At 63.6% G+C, this 21893-nt stretch carries 16 protein-coding genes; 5 read left to right on the top strand and 11 right to left on the bottom strand.

Features of this window, described 5'->3' with window-relative positions; all coding sequences use genetic code 11:
- Positions 1–316 precede the first annotated feature (316 nt).
- The 7 genes from GX515_06925 to GX515_06895 all read right to left on the bottom strand — a co-directional run bounded on the left by GX515_06925 (position 317) and on the right by GX515_06895 (position 8741).
- Entirely contained in the window at positions 317–1795 is a 1479-nt protein-coding gene (locus GX515_06925; protein ID HHY32743.1) for a DUF4340 domain-containing protein, read from the bottom strand.
- Positions 1792–3333, bottom strand: a complete 1542-nt coding sequence (locus tag GX515_06920; GenBank protein HHY32742.1) for a GldG family protein — start codon at positions 3331–3333, stop codon at positions 1792–1794. Before GX515_06920 ends, GX515_06925 begins: the two co-directional genes overlap by 4 nt.
- Positions 3330–4043: an ABC transporter permease gene (locus GX515_06915; protein ID HHY32741.1), complete on the bottom strand. Its 714-nt coding sequence runs from the start codon at positions 4041–4043 to the stop codon at positions 3330–3332. The genes GX515_06920 and GX515_06915 overlap by 4 nt, the downstream gene beginning before the upstream one ends.
- Positions 4036–5037, bottom strand: coding sequence for an ATP-binding cassette domain-containing protein (locus tag GX515_06910; GenBank protein HHY32740.1), 1002 nt, complete (start codon positions 5035–5037; stop codon positions 4036–4038). Before GX515_06910 ends, GX515_06915 begins: the two co-directional genes overlap by 8 nt.
- Before the next feature lie 301 nt (positions 5038–5338).
- Positions 5339–6148, bottom strand: a complete 810-nt coding sequence (locus GX515_06905; protein ID HHY32739.1) for a 2-hydroxyglutaryl-CoA dehydratase — start codon at positions 6146–6148, stop codon at positions 5339–5341.
- Positions 6148–7521 (bottom strand): 2-hydroxyacyl-CoA dehydratase, encoded by a 1374-nt coding sequence (locus GX515_06900; GenBank protein ID HHY32738.1) that lies wholly within the window; start codon positions 7519–7521, stop codon positions 6148–6150. The genes GX515_06905 and GX515_06900 overlap by 1 nt, the downstream gene beginning before the upstream one ends.
- A 5-nt stretch (positions 7522–7526) precedes the next feature.
- The gene (locus GX515_06895; protein HHY32737.1) at positions 7527–8741 is read right to left on the bottom strand and encodes a 2-hydroxyacyl-CoA dehydratase; all 1215 of its coding nucleotides are present in this window, start codon (positions 8739–8741) and stop codon (positions 7527–7529) included.
- Between the two features lie 344 nt (positions 8742–9085).
- Between GX515_06895 and nifV the strand changes: the two genes are divergently transcribed.
- The 4 genes from nifV to GX515_06875 all read left to right on the top strand — a co-directional run bounded on the left by nifV (position 9086) and on the right by GX515_06875 (position 13246).
- Positions 9086–10237, top strand: a complete 1152-nt coding sequence (gene nifV / locus GX515_06890) for a homocitrate synthase (protein ID HHY32736.1) — start codon at positions 9086–9088, stop codon at positions 10235–10237.
- 126 nt (positions 10238–10363) lie between these two features.
- A complete protein-coding gene (locus tag GX515_06885; protein HHY32735.1) occupies positions 10364–11620 on the top strand; it encodes a 3-isopropylmalate dehydratase large subunit in 1257 nt (418 codons plus the stop codon).
- Between the two features lie 66 nt (positions 11621–11686).
- Positions 11687–12190, top strand: a complete 504-nt coding sequence (locus tag GX515_06880; GenBank protein ID HHY32734.1) for a 3-isopropylmalate dehydratase small subunit — start codon at positions 11687–11689, stop codon at positions 12188–12190.
- Positions 12191–12238: 48 nt separating this feature from the next.
- A complete protein-coding gene (locus tag GX515_06875) occupies positions 12239–13246 on the top strand; it encodes an isocitrate/isopropylmalate dehydrogenase family protein (GenBank protein ID HHY32733.1) in 1008 nt (335 codons plus the stop codon).
- Here GX515_06875 and GX515_06870 read toward each other — a convergent pair.
- From GX515_06870 to cysK, 3 genes are all read right to left on the bottom strand, one after another.
- Positions 13226–15631 (bottom strand): copper-translocating P-type ATPase, encoded by a 2406-nt coding sequence (locus GX515_06870; GenBank protein ID HHY32732.1) that lies wholly within the window; start codon positions 15629–15631, stop codon positions 13226–13228. The two genes, GX515_06875 and GX515_06870, sit on opposite strands and share 21 nt — an antisense overlap.
- A gap of 185 nt (positions 15632–15816) precedes the next feature.
- A complete protein-coding gene (locus GX515_06865; GenBank protein HHY32731.1) occupies positions 15817–16767 on the bottom strand; it encodes a SpoIID/LytB domain-containing protein in 951 nt (316 codons plus the stop codon).
- A 240-nt stretch (positions 16768–17007) separates the two neighbouring features.
- Positions 17008–17925 carry a cysteine synthase A gene (cysK, locus tag GX515_06860; GenBank protein ID HHY32730.1) on the bottom strand — a complete coding sequence of 306 codons (918 nt, stop codon included), beginning with the start codon at positions 17923–17925 and terminating at the stop codon, positions 17008–17010.
- Positions 17926–18128: 203 nt separating this feature from the next.
- On the opposite strand from cysK, the gene cysE reads away from it, so the two are divergent.
- On the top strand, positions 18129–18794 hold the full coding sequence (gene cysE / locus GX515_06855; protein HHY32729.1) for a serine O-acetyltransferase: 666 nt from the start codon (positions 18129–18131) through the stop codon (positions 18792–18794).
- 270 nt (positions 18795–19064) lie between these two features.
- On the opposite strand, the gene GX515_06850 is transcribed toward cysE, so the two are convergent.
- Positions 19065–21890, bottom strand: coding sequence for a hypothetical protein (locus GX515_06850; GenBank protein HHY32728.1), 2826 nt, complete (start codon positions 21888–21890; stop codon positions 19065–19067).
- Positions 21891–21893: the final 3 nt, after the last annotated feature.

The following is a 21893-nucleotide window of genomic DNA, read 5'->3' as shown; positions in this document are numbered from 1 at the left end:
TATAGGACGGGTTTTGGCAAGGCCTGCCCCGTTTCGGACACCGCCCGCGGGTGCAACACGGGCTCAGATAGTCGGAAGAGCTGGGACAGTCTCTGCCCACCTGCTTTGGCCCCGGTAAACCGCCATTGTTCCTTCACCATCTGACGTGGGAATTCCTCCATAGGGGCTAAGAAGTTGGGCCCGCTGCGCAGAGAGGCAGCGGGCCCATGATCTCGGGCCTATGATCTGCACGCACAGGCGATGAACGAGTTCAAACCGGCGACATCGACGATCGACGTTCGAGCCTCACCGTGGCTGGGGCGTGTTCGCCCCAGGTTCACAGGAACTTCTCGATGGCCGTTTCGAGCGCCTGCACCTTCGCGTCTTGGACGACGTACACCAGGCGTCTTCCCGTCACCGAGGCGTAGTACCCTCCCCCAGAGGCTCTCGCTCCTATCTTGAGCTCGAGTACCTTCCCATCGCCGAGGTCGAGCTCAACCTTCGCGCGAGGCCTGTCGAGGCCGTAACGCGCGTCATCGGCCCCGGCGGCGGCGTGCTCAACCACATTGTCCACGGTCACATCACGCACCGCCGACCAGAGCCCCGACATATCGTCGGACGAGTACCTCTTCTCGGACGCCTTCACTTGCCAGCTCTCGCCCTCCTTGACGACCTTGGGCGCCTGCGGGGCGGACGCGGGAGGTGCGGGCAGGGCCTGTGCCGCCATCCCGGTGGTCAGGCTAGCAGGCGCCGTCCGCCACTCTTTGCCGTCCTTCAGAAGGCCCACGGACCGCCCTTGCTCAGTGAGTGTGACGCGGAGAAGGTCGTCGTCGTTCCACGACAAGAGGTTCTTGTTCACGAGGTCAACGGCCGTGGTCTCCAGCGGCGAGAACGTAGCGGGGTTGACCAGGTAAACCGAGGGTGAGTCCGACGTGCGCACATAGAAGCCCTTGCCGTCCGGCGCCTCGGAACCCACGACAAGCTCGAAGGTCGAAGGCCGCTCGGAGGTATCAGCCTGCACTCGGAGCCTCGGACGGTCGAGCCCCCACCTCGCGAGGTCCTTGCCTTCGTCGTCAACGAACTCGCTCACCGTAAGGCCGGTGAGATCCCATATGAGATCGCTTACCTTCCATCTATCTGCCTCATCGCTGAACGGCTCAGCGATCCGCCATTCATCCTCGCCAGCCGCGCCGCCCTTGTTCTTTTCAAGCTTTATCCCGGTCGCGCCCGGCTTTACGAGGCGGAGGGCGGTTATCGAGTCAGTCGATACCGCGAATATCTCGCGTTCGCGGAGGTCATCCAGGCCCTTGGCTAGAGCCGACACGGTGTCAGACGAGAGCGTGTACACCGTGTCAGAGTCGGCAAGCTTTGCGTATCGCGCACCCCCGACGGGCGTCTCGGCGCCCACGAGGACGGCCTTCTCTCCTTCCTTGGTGTGAAGAGTCATCTTGAGCCAGGGCGATGCGAGCCCGAAAGCCTCGAGCCCGTTGGCATCAACTTTCTCCGCAACTTTCTTCTCGCCCACAAGTTTACTAGCTGCCTTAACGAGGGCATTGACCGCGGTGTCGCTCGCTGCGACCGCCTTCGGGAAAGTGATCTTCCATTTGTCCTTGCCTGCGCTGTCGGTCGTCCTCTCCACCTCGACCCGGCCAGAAGCCTGCTCCACGGCAACGCGGCTGACGTCTCCGGCCGGCACGTTCACGAGGGTGTTGCCTGCGTTCTTGTCCGGCGGCTTCACGCCTTCAACGAAGAGGACGTACGCGCCAAGCACCACCAACACTGCAAGGGCGACGAGAGTGCTCGCGAACTTCCTCATAGGTTGCGCCTCCTCAGCCAGATACCGCCGCCCACCAACACGAAGAGCAGCGGGAGCCCGACCACCGTGCTATAGAACACGAGGCTCGCCTGCTGGCCCGTGAGGTACACCTGGCTGTAACTCGGGGACTTGGCCCTGATGGTGATTGACTCCTCCTTGCCCACGAGCCAGCCCACGGAATTCATGAAGAAGTCTATGTTGCCTTGGAACGTCACAACGTCGTTATCGAGGAAGCTCGCGTTTCCAACCACGAGCATCCTCGCCTTGCCGGCTGGGCCGCCCGTGCCGGAAGCGTTCGTCACGCTGGGCGTCCCGGTTCCATCGCTTGCCTGGCCTTCGGCCCCGGCCTCCTTCCCGCTTTGATTCTTCGCCTCAGAGCTGGGCTCCAGCGCACGCTCGACTGCGTATGCGAGAACAAGTGGCCCTTTGATGTCCGTTTTCTGGTTGAACGATACCTGCTTGGCCGCGAGGTCCGTCTCTCCCCACGACTCACCGGACGTCTTGAGAAGCGCCGTCACCGAGACGCCCGGGTCCCTCTTGTCCGTGATCTCGTACAGGCTCCGGCTTCTCGGCAACACGCACCCGAGTTTCTCTGTGACTAGTTTCGTGGTGATGTCATGATACTCCACTTCCGGAATGGGGCTGCCTGCGTCGAGGAAGTAATGACTCGCAGGATCGATCACCACGTCATCATTCATGCCCACGCCCCACCTGGCGACCATCGCCTTGATATTCTTGAGTTGCCCCTTCTCGCGCAAGGGCTCAGCCAGCACCATCACGCTGCCGCCGTGGCTCACGTAATCCTGGATGGCCGCCACTTCCTTGTCCGCGAAGTCTTTCTGCGGGCCTGCTATCACTAGTAGAGCGGCATCCTGGGGAACTTTTCCTTCGGTCGCGAGGTTGAGCGTCTTCGTGGTATACCCCTCGCCCTCAAGGAATGATCGCGCTTGCCAGTAGTCCTGCACGAGGTCACGCTCGTCGTGGCCGACCAGGAAGTACACGGACTTCTCTTCCTCCTGGGTCACGCCGATTATGGCCCTCGTGAACGCTTGCTCCCCGGCAAACCCTGGGGCTTGGGAACCGTCGCCGTAATCCACGAGGTCATACTGCATGACCTTGCGCGACTTCGATCCCGACTCCACCACTGACGTGCCGTACGCGGTTATCTCGTACTGTTTTGCAAGGGACGGGTTCTTGTCCGGGTCCACGAAAGACACCGAAATCTTCGGACACAGCCGAGTGTACTCCTTGAGGAGATCCTTCACCATGCCTCCCACGGAGTCACCTTCGGGAAAGAACGCGGTTATCTTGATGTCTTTGTCGATCTTCCGAAGGATCTGACGCGTTTCCTCCGAGAGGGTGTACATCTTGTTTTGGGTGAGGTCGACCTTGGCGGGATGCCGGCCGACGACGAAGTTCACCATGAGGACTATAGCAACCACGGCGCATGTGAGCACCACGGCGTTGGATCCGTAGCGCACCTTGCGGCTCAGCAGGAGCCTGCGCACCGGGCACGCGCGAGGGATCGCCAATCTCATGCGCTCCACCTCCTCGAGTCAATGGTGCGTACGGCGAGAAAGAGGAACGTGAACGCGAAGCTGAGGTAGTACACGGTGTGCGACAGGTCTATTATCCCTTTCTGGAAGTCGTCGAAGTGGTTCAATATGGAGAGCGCCGATATGGCGTCTCCGACAGGGCCCGTCACCGCCGCGCTGACCCAACCCAGGATCCAGAAAAGCAGAAGGATGCCGAACCCGACCACCCCGGCAACCATCTGGTTCTCTGTCAGCGCGGAAGCGAAGGTGCCGGCCGCAAGGCATGCCGCCCCGAAAAGAAACATGCCTAGGTATCCAGAGTAAATCGGGCCCATATCAGGGCTGCCATAATGCCGGAGGATGGCTGGATAAACGAGGGTCGCCGCAAGGAACACAAGGTATGTGAAGACGCTCGCGAGGTATTTCCCGACCACGATAGACGTGATGGTCACAGGGGAAGTCAAGAGAAGCTCGTCGGTGCCGAGTTTCTTCTCCTCAGCCAGGAGGCGCATAGTGAGAACGGGTGCCACAAAGATGAACGTGACCGCCATGTTCCCGAACGTGCCCTCCATGGTCGCGGTCCTCGTGGCGAAGAGTAGGATCGAGAAGAAATAGCCGGAGAGCACCAGGAACACCGCTCCCATGACGTACGCCATGGGGGACAGAAAGTACGCTGCTACCTCGCGTTTGAAGATAGACCACGTTTTAAGCACCTGCCGCCACCTCCGCCGAGTCCTCCAGTTTCTCTTCGGTGGTCAACCTGAGGAACACGTCCTCCAGGCTTAGGTCCACGAATCTCATTTCCAGGATCGGCCATCCGCGCTCCGCCATCTTAAAGAACAGGGCCTCGCGGACGTCCGCCGAGAGCTCAGTTTCCACCGACAGCAGCACCTCTCCGTCGCGCCTGTGCGTTCCACCGGCATCTCTCTGCGGCTCGGAATCGTCCACCGAGACCGACCGCACGCCCGCGAGCGCCCCCACCTCGGACGCGACCGCGTCTCGCGGCCCGCGCACGCGCACCGCGAGGCACTGCGAGCCACGCAGCCTGCGGGCAAGGCCCTCTGGCGTGTCGATGGCGACCAGGCGTCCGTTGTTGATGATCACAACTCGGCCGCACACCATGCTCACCTCGGGGAGGATGTGTGAGCTCAGTATCACGGTGTGCTTCCCCCCGAGGCTGCGGATGAGCTGCCGGATCTCTATGATTTGCCTAGGGTCCAGCCCCACCGTGGGCTCGTCCAGTATGAGGACATCGGGGTCTCCGAGGAGCGCCTGGGCGAGGCCGACCCTTTGCTTGAACCCGCGCGAGACGTTCTGAATGACGCGACCGTACACCGGTCCCAGGCCGCACGCTTCCACGGCCCTGACAACCTGCGCGGCCCGCTGGGATTTCGGAATGCCCTTGATCTCACACACGAACTGCAGGTAGCTCTTGACCGTCATCTCGCGGTAAAGCGGCGGGTTCTCAGGGAGATACCCGATCCTTCTCCTCGTCTCCATCGCATCCTCGAACACGTCGCGCCCCGCGACCCTGACCGTGCCGGACGTCGCCGCCAAGTACCCTGTTATGATCCGCATGGTCGTGGTCTTTCCGGCGCCGTTCGGCCCGAGGAATCCGAGGATCTCGCCCTGCTCCACCGAGAACGTCAGATCCTCGATGCCCCTTGCCCTGCCGTACATCTTGGTGAGGTTCTTCACTTCGATCACGGCAACGCGTTCCCCCTTTCTGCTTCCAAGCACGTTGTATGCGCCACAATCCGGCGAAAAGCCCGTCATAGGCGAAGGCGCCGCGTGCGTCAACGTCCAAGACGGGCGTGGCGAGGAGACCACTTATATAGAACGGGCGGCCAATATCTGAAGTTCCACGTTCCAGCTAGCGCGGCGGTGTCCCCGAGCGGGGCTCCCTTCGCCAAGATCCGGCCCGTCAGGCGAGTGGCCGGATCTTGACACCCCTCGTGCAATCACCGGCAACCCATCCCGATGATCGCGAGCGTTTTCGCACCTCGACTCAGGGAGCATCGGGCTTTCCCTTCCCCCCGCCCCTCCCATCGCTGAGGTCCAAAGCGATCAACGCGGCACCGTACGCCCCGGCAAACTGGGACTCGTCCGGAACCGTGACGGTCGCATGAAGCCTTTCCTCCAGGGACCTCCTGACTCCCTCGTTCCGGCTGACCCCACCCGTCATCACGAGCCCGCCGCCCAGGCCTACGCGGTGGACCATGCCGGCGAGCCTCGCCGCCACTGCGTCGCAAAGTCCTTTGACTATGGGCTCGGGGCGGACGCCATGGGATAGGAGGCTTATGACCTCTGATTCAGCGAACACCGTGCATGTGCTCGAGATCCGCGCAGCTTCCTTCGCCCTCCGCCACCTCGGTCCGAACTCATCGAGAGCAATGCCTAGCCTCGCGGCCATCACCTCCAGAAACCTTCCGGTGCCCGCGGCACACTTGTCGTTCATGACGAAGTCGGCCACCATGCCGTCGTCATCCAGCCGGATGACCTTCGAGTCCTGACCCCCGACGTCCACGACGACCCGAGCCCACGGAACGAGCGCACGGGCGCCACGGGCGTGACAGGTTATCTCTGTCACCTTCGCTGTAGCACGGGTCACCCTGTCCCTCCCGTATCCGGTCGCGACGAGCGCCTCGAGCTCTTCCGGCGCCACGCGGGCCGCGCTGCACGCCGCGTGGAGACACTGCTCGGCCGCAAGAGCGAGGTCCACGCCGGTGGGCATCGCGTGTTCCCCAACGATCGCGCGACCGTCCAGAAGGACAGCTTTCGTGGTCGTTGAGCCGACATCTATTCCAGCCACGAGCACTATCTCTCACCCACCTTTCGCGCATCAAGCAGTTCTATGAAAGCCCCCAACCTGGTGATGGACTGCGCCTCGATTCCAGACCCGTCGTCAACCCCATCCCCGTCTAAATTGAGGAAGGGAACTCCCTTCTTCCGGAGCTCGCTGCCGATGATGGCTGCACCACCATTCGACTGTCTGCAGCCCCATTGCGCGAACTGCACGACCCCGTCGATGGAGTACTCGTCCACGAGCTTCTCGATGACTTCGAGCCGACGCTCAATCGGGCCCCAGCCGAAATTGGACGTCATCTTACGCGCGAGGCTCACGAAAGGATCGCGCGGATCCATAGCCGGCCAGTACGCGAAGCTATACTCCTCGAAGGCCACCGAGGAGGCTCTATCGCGCTCGAGGTGTTCGAACAGCTTGGTACGGTAATACGGCCTAAGGTTGAGCCAGAGGAGTCTATGACGCTCGCTCTGAACGGGGAAGCCCTGCGTGTCGATGGTCCGCGCGAGGTGCGTTCGAAGGGCTCGATAGAAGGGCGCCAGTAATGGGCTCCCCCACGACCACAGGAACAAGAGGACATAGTTCAACGCCTCCGACCCGCGCCACGGCGCCGGAACGTTTCTCCTGAGCGCACAGACCTCCCTGTACTCTGTGAGAGCCTCATTGGATGCGACGAGCGCACGAGGCAGCCCATCCACGGAAAGCCCCGGGACGCGCCGGGCCAGGTCCTCCGCCACGAACTCGACTTGCGAGGCGACCCACCTTTCCCCGCGGTTCGACGAGGCGAACGGGACGTCGATGATGTAGAACGGACAACCGGCCAGCGCACTGAGATGGGCAAGCGACTTCTTGCCCCCGTCGCACAGGTGGGCTGTGACCACCACGGCCGAGGGACGCGGCAGAAACCCGGCCGCTGCCCCTCCTACGCCCGCGCGGTGAAAGCTGCAAAGGTCCGGCGAGTACCAGAGCGCCTCGCACGCCGAGAGGCTTGCGGCACCGAGCCCAAACGCCGCTGCGAGGCCTGACGCCGCCTCCGGCAAGAAGGGCACGCCACCGAGGCCGTATACGAGCTCGGTGGGCACGAAGGCGCTCGTGAACACACACGGCTTCCTGCCGAGATACGCGTCGGCAAAGTCGGAAAGCATGCACTCTATGGCCGCGATCTGGTAGTCCTTGGCACCGCGGGCCCGGAGCAACGGGAGGGCCGCGGAAGCCGCCCTGTACGCCCACTTGTTGCGCAACAAGGTCTCAGGACGAAGGAATCCCCGTCGTGGCTGCTGCGGCACACGTCGGCGCGCCGCGCCTCTCGCACGCGCACCGCCTCGAGCGTCACGGAACCCGCCCGCCGCCCCGTTTCGCGCCCGACCCGACGCCGGTGCTCCAACCATTCGCCTCACCCTCGCTCCAGCCGGCCTTCCAGCATTTCCCTAAACGCAGTGACGCGCGTGAGGATCTGGCCTGATCCTGCCGAACCGTATTCAGTCTCCAAGAGCAGCATGGGCACGCCGTCCCCCTCTCCAACGCGTCTTTTCATATCAGCGAAATCGTAGTACGCATAATCACAGAACTTGGGCGCGAAGTACACGATGCCGCGGACCTTGTGCGAAATGGCTAGAGCTCGGAGACGCTGCGCCCTCGCGTCGCCGGCAAACATCCTCGGACACGGAGGCTTCCTCAGGTACGCCCGGGCCAGGTCGCGGAACGGGTCGCCCGCGCCAGCCTCGATCTCGACACGAAAGTCAAAAGACCTAAGACCGATGCAGGAATCCACGAAGGCCACCTCCAGCCCCGACTGCTCGATCATCACGAGCAGTGCGCGTTCCAGGAGGCACGTTCCGGTGATTCCGACGCGCGGCCTTCCCCGGCCGTGGCGGCGGCTCCTCGACTCACATTGGCTCATGCCAGCCCGTCCGGCCCCAGGGTCTCCCGCGGTCCTTATGGCGTGCAGCGCGCGAGCGACCGCCGCCGCGGCGCGAGCCAGGTCGGTCGCCTCCGCGGCCTGGGCTTCCCTCTGCCCGCTCTCGGAGCCGCCAGGAGCCTCGTGCGGGTACTGGTTCGTGCCCGCGCCGAGCGCGTCGTTTGCCAGGAACGCCGCGCTAGCAGCCTCGCCGGCTGACAGCCGGCCCTCGTCCACCAGCCTCGACAGGCCTGAAAGCTCCGACCTGAGCAGGTTCATTGAGCCTGCGGCATGGATGAGCCGCCTGCGAAACGAATCCCCGTCGACGTTCACCGCGGGCGCAACCGCGTCGGGCACCCCCGCGCGCGCTGCACGCGCCAGGTCAAGGGCGAAATCCCTCAGAACCGAGGCATAGTATTCCTCGGAAGCACTGGTAGACGTCCTAGGTATGTCCACGAAGCACACGCCACCGGCGAGCTTAAAGTATCGCAGAGCGTCATACGCTCGCCGCATCGCGTCGCACGATCCTGCGATGGCGACTACATGGTCCCTTCCGTGGTCACGCATGAAAGCCCTCGCGTACGGACAGAAGTCGCGCGGCAGGTACGCGTCCGAGCACTCGCCGGTCTCGCGGAAGACTGCCCTTTTCACAGGCATCCCGAGAGCTAGCGGGATCTCAAACGGCACGTAGCTGCATGACACGAGGACCATCGCGATCCCTCCTGGGCGCCGTCGCGGCGCAACCCTGACCTACATTCTTTTTTAATACTCCTTGCGTGCCGCGTACCCTCCTGCTGTTTCAAGGCTTGACCGCGCGCGTTGCGGACGAGTCTGGGCATAACGTTTGAATTGAAAATGTTTAACGTCTTCATGGCAATCCACCTAGATTTCCTCTTGACAGGAAGCTGGTGGAGAGTGTAGTGTAGTAGCATATACATGCATATCCGAGGCTGCGACACCGGTAGCTGGACAACACCGGGGTGAGCTGCCGGGCGTGCCACAGAGAGTATGCATATATATGCAGTCTCTACCCGAAAAGGAGGAGGGAAGAAGCAATGAAGGAGAGCGAGAAGAAGGTCCTCATCGTCGACACCACGTTGCGTGATGGCGAGCAAACAGCGGGCGTCGTGTTTGCTCGGACGGAGAAGCTGCGAATCGCGAGAATGCTGGATGAGATCGGGGTGGACCAGATCGAGGCTGGCATCCCGGCCATGGGTGGGGACGAAAAGGAGGCCGTGAAAGCGATCGCCCATGCCGGACTCAATGCGAGCATCATGGCGTGGAACAGAGCCGTCATCTCCGACCTCGAGGCATCGATCGACTGCGGGGTGGACGCCGTAGCCATATCCATTTCCGTGTCTGACATACATATCTTCCACAAGCTTCGTATGACGCGCCAGCAGGTCCTCGATGCAATGACCCAAGCGGTGGTGTACGCCGCTCAGTACGGGCTGTACATATCCGTTAACGCCGAGGACGCGAGCCGCGCCGACCCCGAGTTTCTGCTCGAATTCGCGATGGCCGCGAAAGGAGCGGGTGCCAACAGGCTCCGTTACTGCGACACGGTTGGGCTGCTGGACCCACTGACCATGTATGAGAAGATCAAGACCCTCCACGAGCAGACCGGGCTCGACATCGAGACCCACACTCACAACGACTTCGGCATGGCCACCGCCAACACCCTTGCAGGAGTGCGGGCAGGCGCCAGGTATGTCGGAGTAACCGTGAACGGCCTCGGCGAGCGCGCGGGGAACGCGGCCCTCGAGGAGGTCGTGATGGCGCTCAAGCACATCTACGGCATAGACCTCGGCGTCAAGACCACAAGATTCAGGGAGATCTCCGAGTACGTGGCGAGGGCGTCCGGAAGGGAGATCCCGCCAGGAAAGCCCATCGTAGGCACGAACACTTTCGCCCATGAGTCTGGGATCCATGCAGACGGAGTCCTCAAGAACCCCAAGACTTATGAGGTTTTCGCGCCGGAGGAAGTGGGCTTGCAGCGACAGATCATCATCGGCAAACATTCAGGCAAGCACGCGCTTAAGGCGAAATTCCTTGAATACGGCATAAACCTCACAGACGAGGAGGCGGCAGCGATGTTGCCCGCAGTGCGCGCGACTGCGGTGAATCTCAAACGGCCGCTCTTCGATAAGGAACTTGTATATATATACGAAGACGCGAAAAGGGACACATCATCGGCTCACAAGTAAGACAGATTTGTGGCTCGTGGTGCCCATACAGTGCTCTACCGAGCCGCGGGCCAGGCGGCAGCGCCGCAGCGGCGGCGCCGTAGCGACCGCGGCAAACGTTTGAACGCGTAGGAGGGTTAGAGAAGCGTGGGCAAGACCATCGCAGAGAAGATCCTCTCGAGCCATTCGGGCGTCGATGCCCGCGCGGGGGACATCGTCCTCGCGGATGTGGATTTCGTGATGGGGCAGGATGGGACCTCGCCTCTTGCCATCAAGGCATTCCGCGAGATGGGCGGGAAGAAGGTTTTCGACCCCGAGAAGGTCGCCATGGTGATAGATCATGGCGCCCCAAGCCCGAACGAGGGCACGGCAAACCTCCATAAACTGATGCGAGATTTCGCCGCCGAGCAGGGCTCAATCCTCTACGATGTGGGCGAGGGCGTCTGTCACCAGCTCATCCCGGAGCGTGGCCACGTTGCCCCGGGAGACCTCGTGGTGGGAGCGGACTCTCACACTTGTACCTATGGAGGCCTCGGCGCGTTCTCGACGGGCGTGGGGTCCACCGACCTCGCGGCGGCCCTCATCACCGGCAAGACGTGGCTCAAGGTGCCAGAGAGCATGAAGATAGTATGCAGAGGCCACCTTCCCTCGGGAACCTACAGCAAAGACCTCGCGCTATACCTCGCCGGCAAGATCTCGGCGTCGGGCGCGACTTACATGTCGTGCGAGTTCACCGGAGAGGGCGTGGACGCCCTCGGGGTGGATGCCAGGTTTACCTTGTGCAACATGGCGGTGGAGATGGGCGCCAAGGCCGGGATCATAGCGCCCAGTGGCGAGGTTCTCGCATGGGTGCGCGGCCGTTCGAAGAGGAAGTTCCACCCGGTCTTCGCAGATGAAGACGCCCGCTACGCGGACGTGCGGGAGTTCGACGTCTCGCATCTTGCGCCGCAGGTAGCCCGGCCGCACGAGGTGGACAACGTGTGTGAAGCCCACGAGCTCTCGGGAGTCGAGATCAACGAGGCCTTCATCGGGACATGCACGAACGGCCGGCTCGAGGACTTGCGCGTCGCCGCTGCGATCCTCAAAGGCAAGAGGGTGAACCCTTCGGTGCGCCTCATAGTTGCGCCGGCCTCGCGGCGCATCCTGGTCGAAGCCCTCCGTGAGGGGGTGTTGGAGACCCTCCTCAACGCGGGAGCGGCCGTGCTTCCCCCAGGGTGCGGCCCATGCGTGGGCACACACGCCGGAGTGCCAGCCGACGGCGAGGTTGTCATATCCACCGCCAACCGCAATTTCAAAGGGAGGATGGGCAACTCGTCCGCCCAGATCTATCTCGCCTCCCCAGCGACGGTGGCCGCGTCAGCGCTCGTCGGAAGGATCACGGACCCGAGGAGGTTCCTCGGATGAGGCCCTTCTGTTGACTGTTGAACGAGAGGCCGCCCGGGGCGGGGCTCTTGCGGAGGTGACGGCTAAGTGGTCCTGAGAGGAAAAGCCCACAAGTTCGGCGACGACATCAATACCGACTACATAATCGCTGGGAAGTACAAGTTCAAGACGCTCGATATGGACGAGCTGGCAAAGCACGTGATGGAGGATCTCGACCCGGAGTTCGCCACGAGGCTAAAGCCCGGCGACTTCGTAGTGGCCGGGAGGAATTTCGGGTGCGGATCGTCTCGGGAGCAGGCCCCGCTCGCGCTCATCCACGCGAAGGTGGGAGCGGTCATAGCTGTGTCTTTCGCGAGGCTATTCTATAGAAACGCGGTCAACACCGGCCTGCCCGTGGTAGAGTGCGACACAAGCGCCATCTCCAGCGGAGACGAGCTCGAAGTCGACCTCGGTCAAGGTACCGTGGTCAACGTCACCCGGGGCGTCACGGTGAGCGCGTCGCCGCTCCCCCCCTTCATGCAGCGGATTTTCGAGGATGGAGGGCTCGCCGCGCACATCCGCAAGCATGGTGGGTTCAACCTCGGCCTGTGACGCACGTACCTGCAATTCCGTTGAACCGCCTCGCGGGAGGGACACGCTGTGTCGCATAGAGTGACGCTCATACCCGGGGATGGGATCGGTCCCGAGGTAGTTCTCGCCGCAAGACGCGTCATCGAGGCCACGGGGGTCTCGATCGAGTGGGAGGAAGCTCAGGCGGGCGCGGAGGTGCTGGCGCGCCGCGGCACCCCCTTGCCGGACGAGGTCATCGAGTCGATCAGACGCACCGGCGTCGCGCTTAAGGGCCCCGTGACCACCCCTGTCGGGACCGGGTTCCGCAGCGTCAACGTGGGCCTTCGGATCGCCCTTGACCTTTACGCGAACGTCCGGCCCATCAGAACCCTGCCCTCCGTGCCCACGCGGTATCCACACGTGGACATAGTGATATTCCGCGAGGCCACCGAGGACGTATACGCTGGCAAGGAGCGCTGGGTGGATGAGGATACCGCGGAAACCATCAAGATCATTACGCGTAGAGGTTCGGAGCGCATCGCCCGGGCCGCGATGGAGTTCGCGAGGCGTGAGGGGCGCCACCGGGTGACGTGCGGCCATAAGGCCAACATCATGAAGTTCAGCGATGGGCTCTTCCTCGACTGCGCGCGCGCGGTGGCCCGCGATTACCCTGAGATCCAGTTCGACGACTGGATCATCGACGCGCTCTGCATGCAACTGGTCATGGCTCCGGAAAGCTTCGACGTGTTGCTCCTCCCGAACCTGTATGGGGACATCGTCTCCGACCTTGCCTCGGGCCTCGTGGGCGGGCTGGGCCTCGCCCCAGGAGCCAACATAGGAGACGGAATCGCGGTCTTCGAGCCGGTCCACGGAAGCGCTCCCGGGATCGCTGGGCGGGGGATCGCAAACCCCATTGCGACCATCCTCTCTGGCGCAATGATGTTGAGGCACCTCGGAGAGGCTCAGGGAGCCGCGGTGGTTGAGGCGGCGGTCACAAAGGTGCTGGCCGAAGGCCGTGTTCTCACTCCGGATCTTGGTGGCACCGCCACGACAGGCGAGATGGCGGACGCCATAATCTCAGCCCTTGCCTCCTCCTAGCGGAGCCGGGTCGAAGCGACGCAGCCTCAGGGAGTTTGTCACAACCGACACCGATGAGAACGCCATGGCCGTTCCCGCGATCACAGGTGAGAGAAAGCCAAGAGCGGCAAGGGGAATGCCGATCACGTTGTAGATGAACGCCCAGAAGAGGTTCTGGCGGATGGTTGCCATCGTGCGGCGGCTGAGGCGGATCGCCGCGGCTACAGCCCGGATGTCCCCTCGAATGAGGGTGATGTCCGCGGCCTCCATCGCGATGTCCGTGCCGGTTCCCAACGCTATTCCCACGTCGGCAGCAGCGAGGGCAGGCGCATCATTGATCCCGTCCCCGACCATTGCCACGACCCTTCCCTCCGCGCGAAGCCTCTCAATCTCCTTGGCCTTGTCCCCCGGAAGCACCTGGGCAAGCACCCTCTCGATGCCTACTTGCCGCGCGATGGACCGGGCCGTGCGCTCGTTATCGCCAGTCACCATCACAACGTCGACCCCGAGAGCCCGGAGTGCCTCGACCGCCTCGCGCGAAGCCTCTCTCACGGTGTCAGCCACGCCCATGACGCCAACAGCCTGCTGGTTCGCTGCAACGAACATGACCGTCTGCCCTTCAGCCTCCATGGACTCGCGAGCCTCGTCAAGGTCTTCTGGCACGCTCACGCCAACTTCCTTGAGGAAGCGCAGCGTCCCGACACGTACGACGACACCACCCACCACGGCCCGGACGCCCTTGCCCGGGACCGCCTCGAACTCGGCGGGCTCCGTGGGCTCTATGCCGAGACCTCGGGCCCGCCGCACCACTGCCGCGCCCAGCGGGTGCTCGGACCGCAACTCGGCCGAGGCCGCGAGCCTCATCATGGTCCCGACAAGCGCCCCAGCCGGCACGTCAGCCTGCGAGCCCGAATTGGGCACGGGCCCGGTCGCTCCCATCTCTCGCAGTGCTCGAGCTTCACTCGTGAGAACCTCGCGCACCACCTCAGGCTCACCCTTCGTGAGGGTGCCCGTCTTGTCAAATACAACCGTGTCTATCTTGTGAGCCCTCTCAAGATGCTCGGCGCCGCGGATCAAGATGCCAGCCTCCGCTCCCCTCCCTGTGCCGACCAGGATGGCGGTCGGCGTCGCAAGCCCGAGAGCACAGGGGCACGCGATCACCAGGACCGCCGTGAATGCAAATAGGGCGCGGCCGGGATCACCCGTTACAACGAGCCACCCCACGAGGGCAAGAAAGGCCACACCCAGCACAACCGGCACGAAGTAGCCTGCGACGACGTCCGCGAGGCGCTGGATGGGTGCCTTGGACCCCTGTGCCTCCTCCACCATCCGCACGATCTGAGAGAGCACCGTGTCCCTTCCGACCCTGGTCGCACGGATCTTGAACCACCCGTGCCCGTTGACAGTGGCTCCCGTGACCTCATCCCCAGGTCCCTTCTCCGTGGGAATGCTCTCCCCCGTGAGCATCGACTCGTCCACGACCGACGTGCCCTCTAGGACGATCCCGTCCACGGGTATCCTCTCGCCGGGCCTTACGACAAGGACGTCGCCCACCGTCACCTCGTCGGTGGGAACGTCAGTCTCGGCCCCATCGCGCACCACGTGCGCGACTCGAGGTGCCAGGCGCGCAAGCTTTCTTATGGCCTCGGAGGTTCTGCCCTTTGCCTTCGCCTCAAGCAGCCGGCCAAGAAGCACGAGAGTAATGACCACGGCCGAAGACTCATAGTAAACGTGGCCATGCCCGATGAAAGTCTCGTACACGCTGAAACCATACGCAGCCGTGGTGCCGAGGGCCACGAGCACGTCCATGTTGGGCGAGCGGGCGGCAAGAGCCGCAGCGGCGCCGGTGTAGAACCGCCGCCCCGCGATGAACTGCACGGGCGTGGCCAAGACGAACTGCACGAGCGGGCTCGCAACGAACGCTGGCAACCGCACGCCCAGGAGATGGGACAGCATGAGCGAAACGAGTGGCACCGAAAGCGCGGCGGCCAGGACGAAGACGGCTGTCTCGCGCCTCACCTCGGCCCCGCGCTCGCGTTCCTCAACCGCCTGTCCTGCGCTCCGCCTGTCGCCTTCCCGAAACTCGAAGGCCTCGTATCCCGCGTCGCGCACGGCTTTCACGAGGTCGTCTGGGGACGTCTCGCATGGGTCGTAGTGCACGGTGACCTTCTCGGTGGCAAGGTTCACGACCGCATCGACAACGCCGGGCGCACGCCGGAGCGCGCGCTCCACCCTGGCCACGCACGAAGCGCACGTCATGCCAGTAACCCGGAGCACGGCGCGCGCCTCAGGTGCCTGGCCCGTCCGGGACGCGCGTTCCTCAGGGTCGGCCTCCTTCGCTAGGTGCACGTCGACGTTCCCTGTACGAGACGCGGCAGTACCGCACCCCTCTAAGTATGGCGCCATAAGTTTTCGTCTCCTTTCTTGACGGCGTTAGGGTTGCCGGTGCTTGCACGACGGGGCGTGGAGAATTCGGCAGGCCTGCCCGCCGAATTCGAACGAGGCGCGCCGCAAGCGCGCCGTCCCCGGAGGGCAACACCGATAGCCTTAGGCAGGACCGCCCCGCCGAAAAGTGGCGCGATCACCTTGGGCTACGCCCAGCGCTTTTCCACCTTCACGCCGTTGAAGTAGTAAGTGCAGATCTCCTCGTGCCGTCGTCCTGCCTTCGCCATGTTGTAGGCGCCCCACTGGCTCATCCCCACGCCGTGGCCGAAACCTTTTCCGCTCATACGGACCTGGCCATCACGCACCTCGAGGCTGGTTATGAGGTTGGACCTCATACGCATGGGGTCGAGAGCCACGCGGAGGTCGTTGCCACCGATGGTCACGTCCCCACCCGAGTGGTGGATGGTTATCGTCTGGGCCCGTCCGGAGGGGCCGCGTTTGGCTATGGACATCCCTGTTATGCCCTTGACCGGAATGCCGATCTTGTTCAGAGCGGCCTCAACCTCAGCCGTGGTGAAGGTGGCAGACCAGACGCGGTCCTCGGCAGGAACGTCCGACGTCATGTCAGGGCTCTTCTTTACGACCGTGTAAGGAGGCTCGGGACCACGAAGGTTCAGACCCTCCTTGGCAAGCGCCGTGATGCCGCCGGCGTTGGAGTGGAACCACGCGTCGATCAGCTCCCCGCCATGGGTCAGGACCTTGCCCCGCGTCTCGCGGACCGCCGCTCTGATCGCGTCGTTTACGTTCTCCGGCTTGAATTCTTGAGCTTGCTTGAACCCCGCCTGTATGTCGGAGCCCATGGGCCCTTTGCCGCGCATCTGCTCGAGCGTCTTCAGGGCGAACGTGCGCGCTACGATGGCCTGGGCCGCCAGGGCCTCCCTAGGCCAATAGTTCTTCATCTCGCCTGCCACCACGGCAGCCACGTATTCTTCCATGGGCATCTCCTCGACCCTGTTCTCGTCGGACAGATACACTCTGATGGTGGGCTCCTTCGCGAGGACCGCCCTCCTAGCGCGTGACACCCCTATGACGACGAGCGCCACGACGAGAAGGCCGACCCCGAGCCAAAGTATGCTCCTTTTTCTCTTGGCAGCCACTTGCTTCAGCCTCCCATCCTGCACACTAGAGTTGGGACGCGCCCGCACAGCCACACCGGGACGCATCCGACACGGCAGCTTGCCGTCCCACGGCTATTATGCGCAGAACACTGGAGGCGTACCAGCTACCCAGCTACCAGCCGCATCCCTTGCGCCCGCCGCCAACCCCACGTGCCTTCTCGCACGGCCGCGAGTCGGTCCGGCCGTGGCTGCCCCGCCCCGGCTTCGGCCAGGCGACCGTCAGCCCGCGGTCGAGAGGTAACGTTCACCGCCGTCCGGAAACATCACGACCACCAGATGTCCCTCGTTTTCCGGCCTCCGAGCCACGCGGAGAGCCGCAGCGAGCGCGGCACCAGATGATATGCCCGCGAGGATGCCCTCCTCTCTTGCGAGCCTCCGAGCCATCGAGACCGCCTCCGCAGTCGACACTGGGACGATCTCGTCAATGACCTCCAGCTTGAACACGTCCGGCACAAAGCCTGCGCCGATGCCCTGGATTCCGTGGCTTCCAGCTGGCCCGCCCTCCAGCACGGGAGATTCCTGCGGCTCGACGGCGACGACACGAATATCGGGCCGCTTGGCCTTGAGGGCTTCTCCAACGCCAGTGATGGTGCCGCCAGTCCCCACGCCAGCCACGAACACGTCCACCTTTCCGTCTGTGTCCTCCCAGATCTCCCTCGCGGTCGTCCTGCGGTGTGCCTCGGCGTTCGCGGGGTTCGCGAACTGCTGGGGCATGAACGCACCGGGAATAGAGCCTGCGATCTCTTGCGCCCGTTGCACGGCCCCAGCCATCCCATCGCGCGCCGGGGTGAGCACGACCTCGGCACCGTACGCCTCGAGGATCTTGCGCCTCTCGACGCTCATGGATTCAGGCATTGTCACGATGAGCCGCAAGCCGCGCGAGGCACAAAGCATTGCGAGAGCGATCCCTGTGTTGCCGCTCGTCGGCTCCACAACCACAGATCCCCGGCCGAGTCTCCCATCTCTCTCGGCCGCGACGAGCATCCCGAGGGCAGCCCGATCCTTAACGCTCCCGCCTGGATTCATGAACTCCAGCTTTGCCACGATCTCCGCCCGCACCCCCTCCGCGATCCGACGGATCCTGACGAGAGGTGTCTTTCCGACAACGTCCTGCACGCTACCGGCGATCCTTGCCACGATGCTCACTCTCCCCGAATAATGCCTGGAAACGCGGCTCGCTCAGTCGACGTCCAGCTGCGTACCTGTGTGCCAATGTACCAGCATCCATCCCCTAGCGCGCCGCGGTCCCGTGTGTTATAATACAGCAAACCCAACTAAATTACTAGGGTATTGCAGCGGACAACCACCGACCCAAGAACGGCTCTTGGAGGGAGCTTTCAATGTTCGAGCGCATCAGAGAAGACATCAAAGCGGTATTCGAGCGCGATCCAGCAGCCAAGAACGTGCTCGAAGTCATCCTGTGCTACCCCGGCCTCCACGCCATCATAGGGTACAGGATCGCGCACTTCTTCTACCAGAGGAGGATGTTCGTCATCGCGAGGCTCATCTCCCACGCCGTGCGCTTCCTGACAGGGATAGAGATCCACCCGGGAGCGCGCATCGGACGCCGCCTTTTCATCGACCACGGCATGGGCGTTGTGATAGGCGAGACCGCTGAGATCGGCGACGATGTCACGATCTACCAGGGAGTGACCCTGGGCGGGACCGGCAAGGAGAAAGGCAAGCGCCACCCGACCATAGGAAACCGCGTGGTCATAGCGGCGGGAGCAAAGGTTCTGGGATCGTTCGAAGTCGGCGACGAGGCGAAGATCGGCGCCGGGGCGGTGGTGCTCCGGCCCGTGCCAGCCGGCGCCACGGTTGTGGGTGTGCCTGGAAAGGTCGTATCGAGGTACGGGAAGCGAGTCCCAGGCATTGACCTCGATCACCAAAACCTCCCGGACCCTGTCCAGGCGGCGCTTGAGGCTCTCACCCGGCGGATAGAGGAGCTCGAGGAGAGGCTGGAAAGCCTCGAGAGGGACTCGGAGGCTCGTCGTCTCATATCGTAGGGCAGAAACCGGACGGCAGGGTGGAAAACCGCGAGCAGGCCGCGGGACTTCGTGCGGCTTCGATAGGTTTTCGTCTCCTTTCTTGACGGCGCTGAGGTTACTACCGGTGCTGCTTGCGCGACCGGGCGCGGAGAATTTGGCTATCTTGCGCGCCAAATTCGGACGACGCGCGCCGCAAGCGCGCCGTCCCCGGAGGGAGGGCAACGCTGGCAGCCCCGAGCAGGACAGGACCTCCGCGCCGAAAAGCGGCCCGGACTTCTGGCGATATACTCAGCTCTTTTCTTGAACCCTGCCCAGGACCTCGACGACGCCGCGCCCGCCGTCAACCACTACGAGGTCGCCGGTGCGGAGCTTCGCAGTGGCCCCTTCCACCTGAAGCACCGCGGGGATGCCGTATTCTCTGGCGACCACAGCGCTGTGCGACAGCAACCCGCCTTCTTCCAGCACGACCGCGGATGCGACGTTGAAGAGGGGCATCCAGCCCGGGTTCGCGAAGGGAGCCACCAGGATCTCGCCCCTCCTTAGAGTCGCCGCTTCGTCCAGGGAACGGATCACCCTGGCGAGGCCACGAGCTATCCCTGCCGAGCAGCCAACGCCCGTATACACCTCGCGCGCGCCCTCCCCTCCCGTCGTCTCTTCGGTCTTCGCGTTTTGACGGCTCGGGTACGCCATCGCCACGGTATCTTCCTCGGCCCCGCCCCTCATGCCATTGGCATGCACGCGCCTGCCTAGCGAACGCTTGGTGAGGACGCGCACGGGGCCAGGCTGGATCACGGGCGGAGGCGTGAAGTTCCTGTAGGCCACGGGGATGCGCCGTCTTTTCCTGACAGCCTTCCGCACAGTCTCGAAGTCACAAGACCCTTCAAGGAGGCCGAGGACCTCGGCCCTGGACATCCAGAAAACATCATCGGCCGCGTCGAGCTCGCCGCGCGAGGCCCAACGCTTCCCCTGCTCCTTCAGGAATCGCCTTGTGTGGTACCTTGCGCGACTGAGGTAAACCCTGGTCTCCTCGCGCCACCATGCAAGGCGCCTCACAAGGTTCAGTTGGGCGCGGAAGGCACGGACCCGGACGGTGCCCGTGAGAGGCGCCATCCAGCCCGCCGATCTCAGCATGACCGCTGCGGCTTCTTCCTCGCGCCTGCGCACTTCCTCCTGCCGGGCTAACTGGAGCCGCGGGTCCTCCCCGACCTCTCCAGACAGACACGCTTGCACCATCGAGAGCGGCAGGGCCGTGTCCTCGGCCCACCGAGGAACGGCCAGGTCCTCGTCGATCTCGGACATGTAGCGGAATTCCGCGATGCACGCAGCAAACCGTTTCCAGAATTCGTCCAGGCCTGATGATTCCGGATCTGTGTCGGGTGGCTCGCTCGTGGTTTGCTCTCTCCAGTTGACAAACATCTCCGATAGAGCCTGAGGCGAGGCCGACTTCAGGAGATCCGCCACTTGCGGCCTCGCCTGCGCGAAGCTGGCCAGCTCCCAGATAGCGGCGAGGGGCCTCGCCGTGGCCATCTGAGAGATCCCAGTCAGCAGACGGGCCTCGGATATCGCCTTCCCCGCCTTCTGCGCGTGCTTGTTGAGTCTCTCCACCGTGGCGTGGAAATCATCCTGGGCCTGCGTCCCGAGGAGGGAGATGATCAAGGCCCACCGGTTTGTCTGCCAATGAAGATCGACGGCAAACTTGGCCCACGACCTGAGGTCCGCGTCGTTGAGTCGTTCCGGAGCAATCGCGTCCCACTCGGGCTCGTTGGCCTCGAACCACGAGATGAACCGCTTGGCTTCCTCAACCGCGAGCCGGTAGTGTTTCTTCAGAGCGAAGAGCGACGGAAGCGCGCCGAGCACTGTCTTTATGGTCCATGGGGTGACAACCCCGTTCCCCTCATATGATGGCACGATCCCGACGGTCCTGTCGAAGGCGCGCTCCTTGAAGCCCGGCACCCGCGCGGCCACCCGCTTGGTCGCACCCACATTCCAGTAGCCGTGTCCGAAAAACGTGGCAGCCCATGTGGTGCCCGCATCCTCCCGGCGGTAAAGCCTCGTGCGTCTGAAGACCTCCTCCGTAGCCAGGGCGAAATCGTGATGGAATGACAGGGACTGGCTCAAGTACGATGCGAACCCGGGCATAACCTCCCTGAAGTTCGCCGACGTCCACTCGCCGAAATCAGGCGCGAAAGAAAATGCCGTCATCGGACGCGCCTGGAGGATGAAGATCTGGCCCCCGGACATCGCCCACTCCACATCTTGCGGGAGACCGTACTCCTCTTGAATCCTTTCTCCGAAATGCGCAATGCGCAGGAGAACAGCATCGTCCAGCGTTCGACGGGCGCGCATATCCTCGGGCACCGGCACCGGCGCATCCCCGTCGGACGTCACCATGACCTTCTTCTCGCCCACCCGTGCCTCAATGACCCTTTCCTCCCACGTGTCCACCACGAACCTATCGGGCGTGGCTATCCCAGCGACGAGCGCCTCACCCAGTCCCCAGGTCGCCTCCACCAGCATCTCGTTCTCCCTGCCGGATTGCGGGTTCAGGGTGAAAAGGACGCCGCTCACATCCGCCGGCACCTCGCGCTGTACAACCACGGCCATAGCCCGTTCCACCCGGCCCCGGCGTCGCGTCTCCCGATTCGGCGAGTACGCGCGCGTCCTCTCCCCGTCGAGCGACCTCCAGCACGCGAGCACGGCCTTGACTAGCGCCTCCCAGCTTCGAACCCCGAGCACCGTGTCGTACTGCCCCGCGTGCGACGCCCCGACCTCGTCCTCCACACTGGCCGAGGACCGCACCGCGCACGACGCACCAGGATGAGCGCAGAGAAGCTCCTCATACGCCCGGCGAACCTCCTCCCAGACGGCGCGAGTGGTGGTGTCCGGGCAACGAGCACGAGAGCCGCCAGAGGCCGCCTCTGCCTCGGCCAGCCCCCCAGGCCCGTTGTCGCGTTCCCCGGCGGCGCACTGAAGATAGGCCGCTGTCGTGACGACAAACCCACGGGGCACCGGGAGCCCCGCGCGCAACAGCCTCGCAAGGTTGCGTGCCTTGCCGCCCACGAGAGCGTCGTGCTCTGGTCCGATGTCTTCAAGCCTCAAGACGTATGGCTCCACCTG

The organism is Bacillota bacterium (assembly GCA_012842395.1).
Classification (GTDB): domain Bacteria; phylum Bacillota; class SHA-98; order UBA4971; family UBA4971; genus UBA6256.
This window is presented reverse-complemented; position numbering and strand designations above follow the sequence as displayed.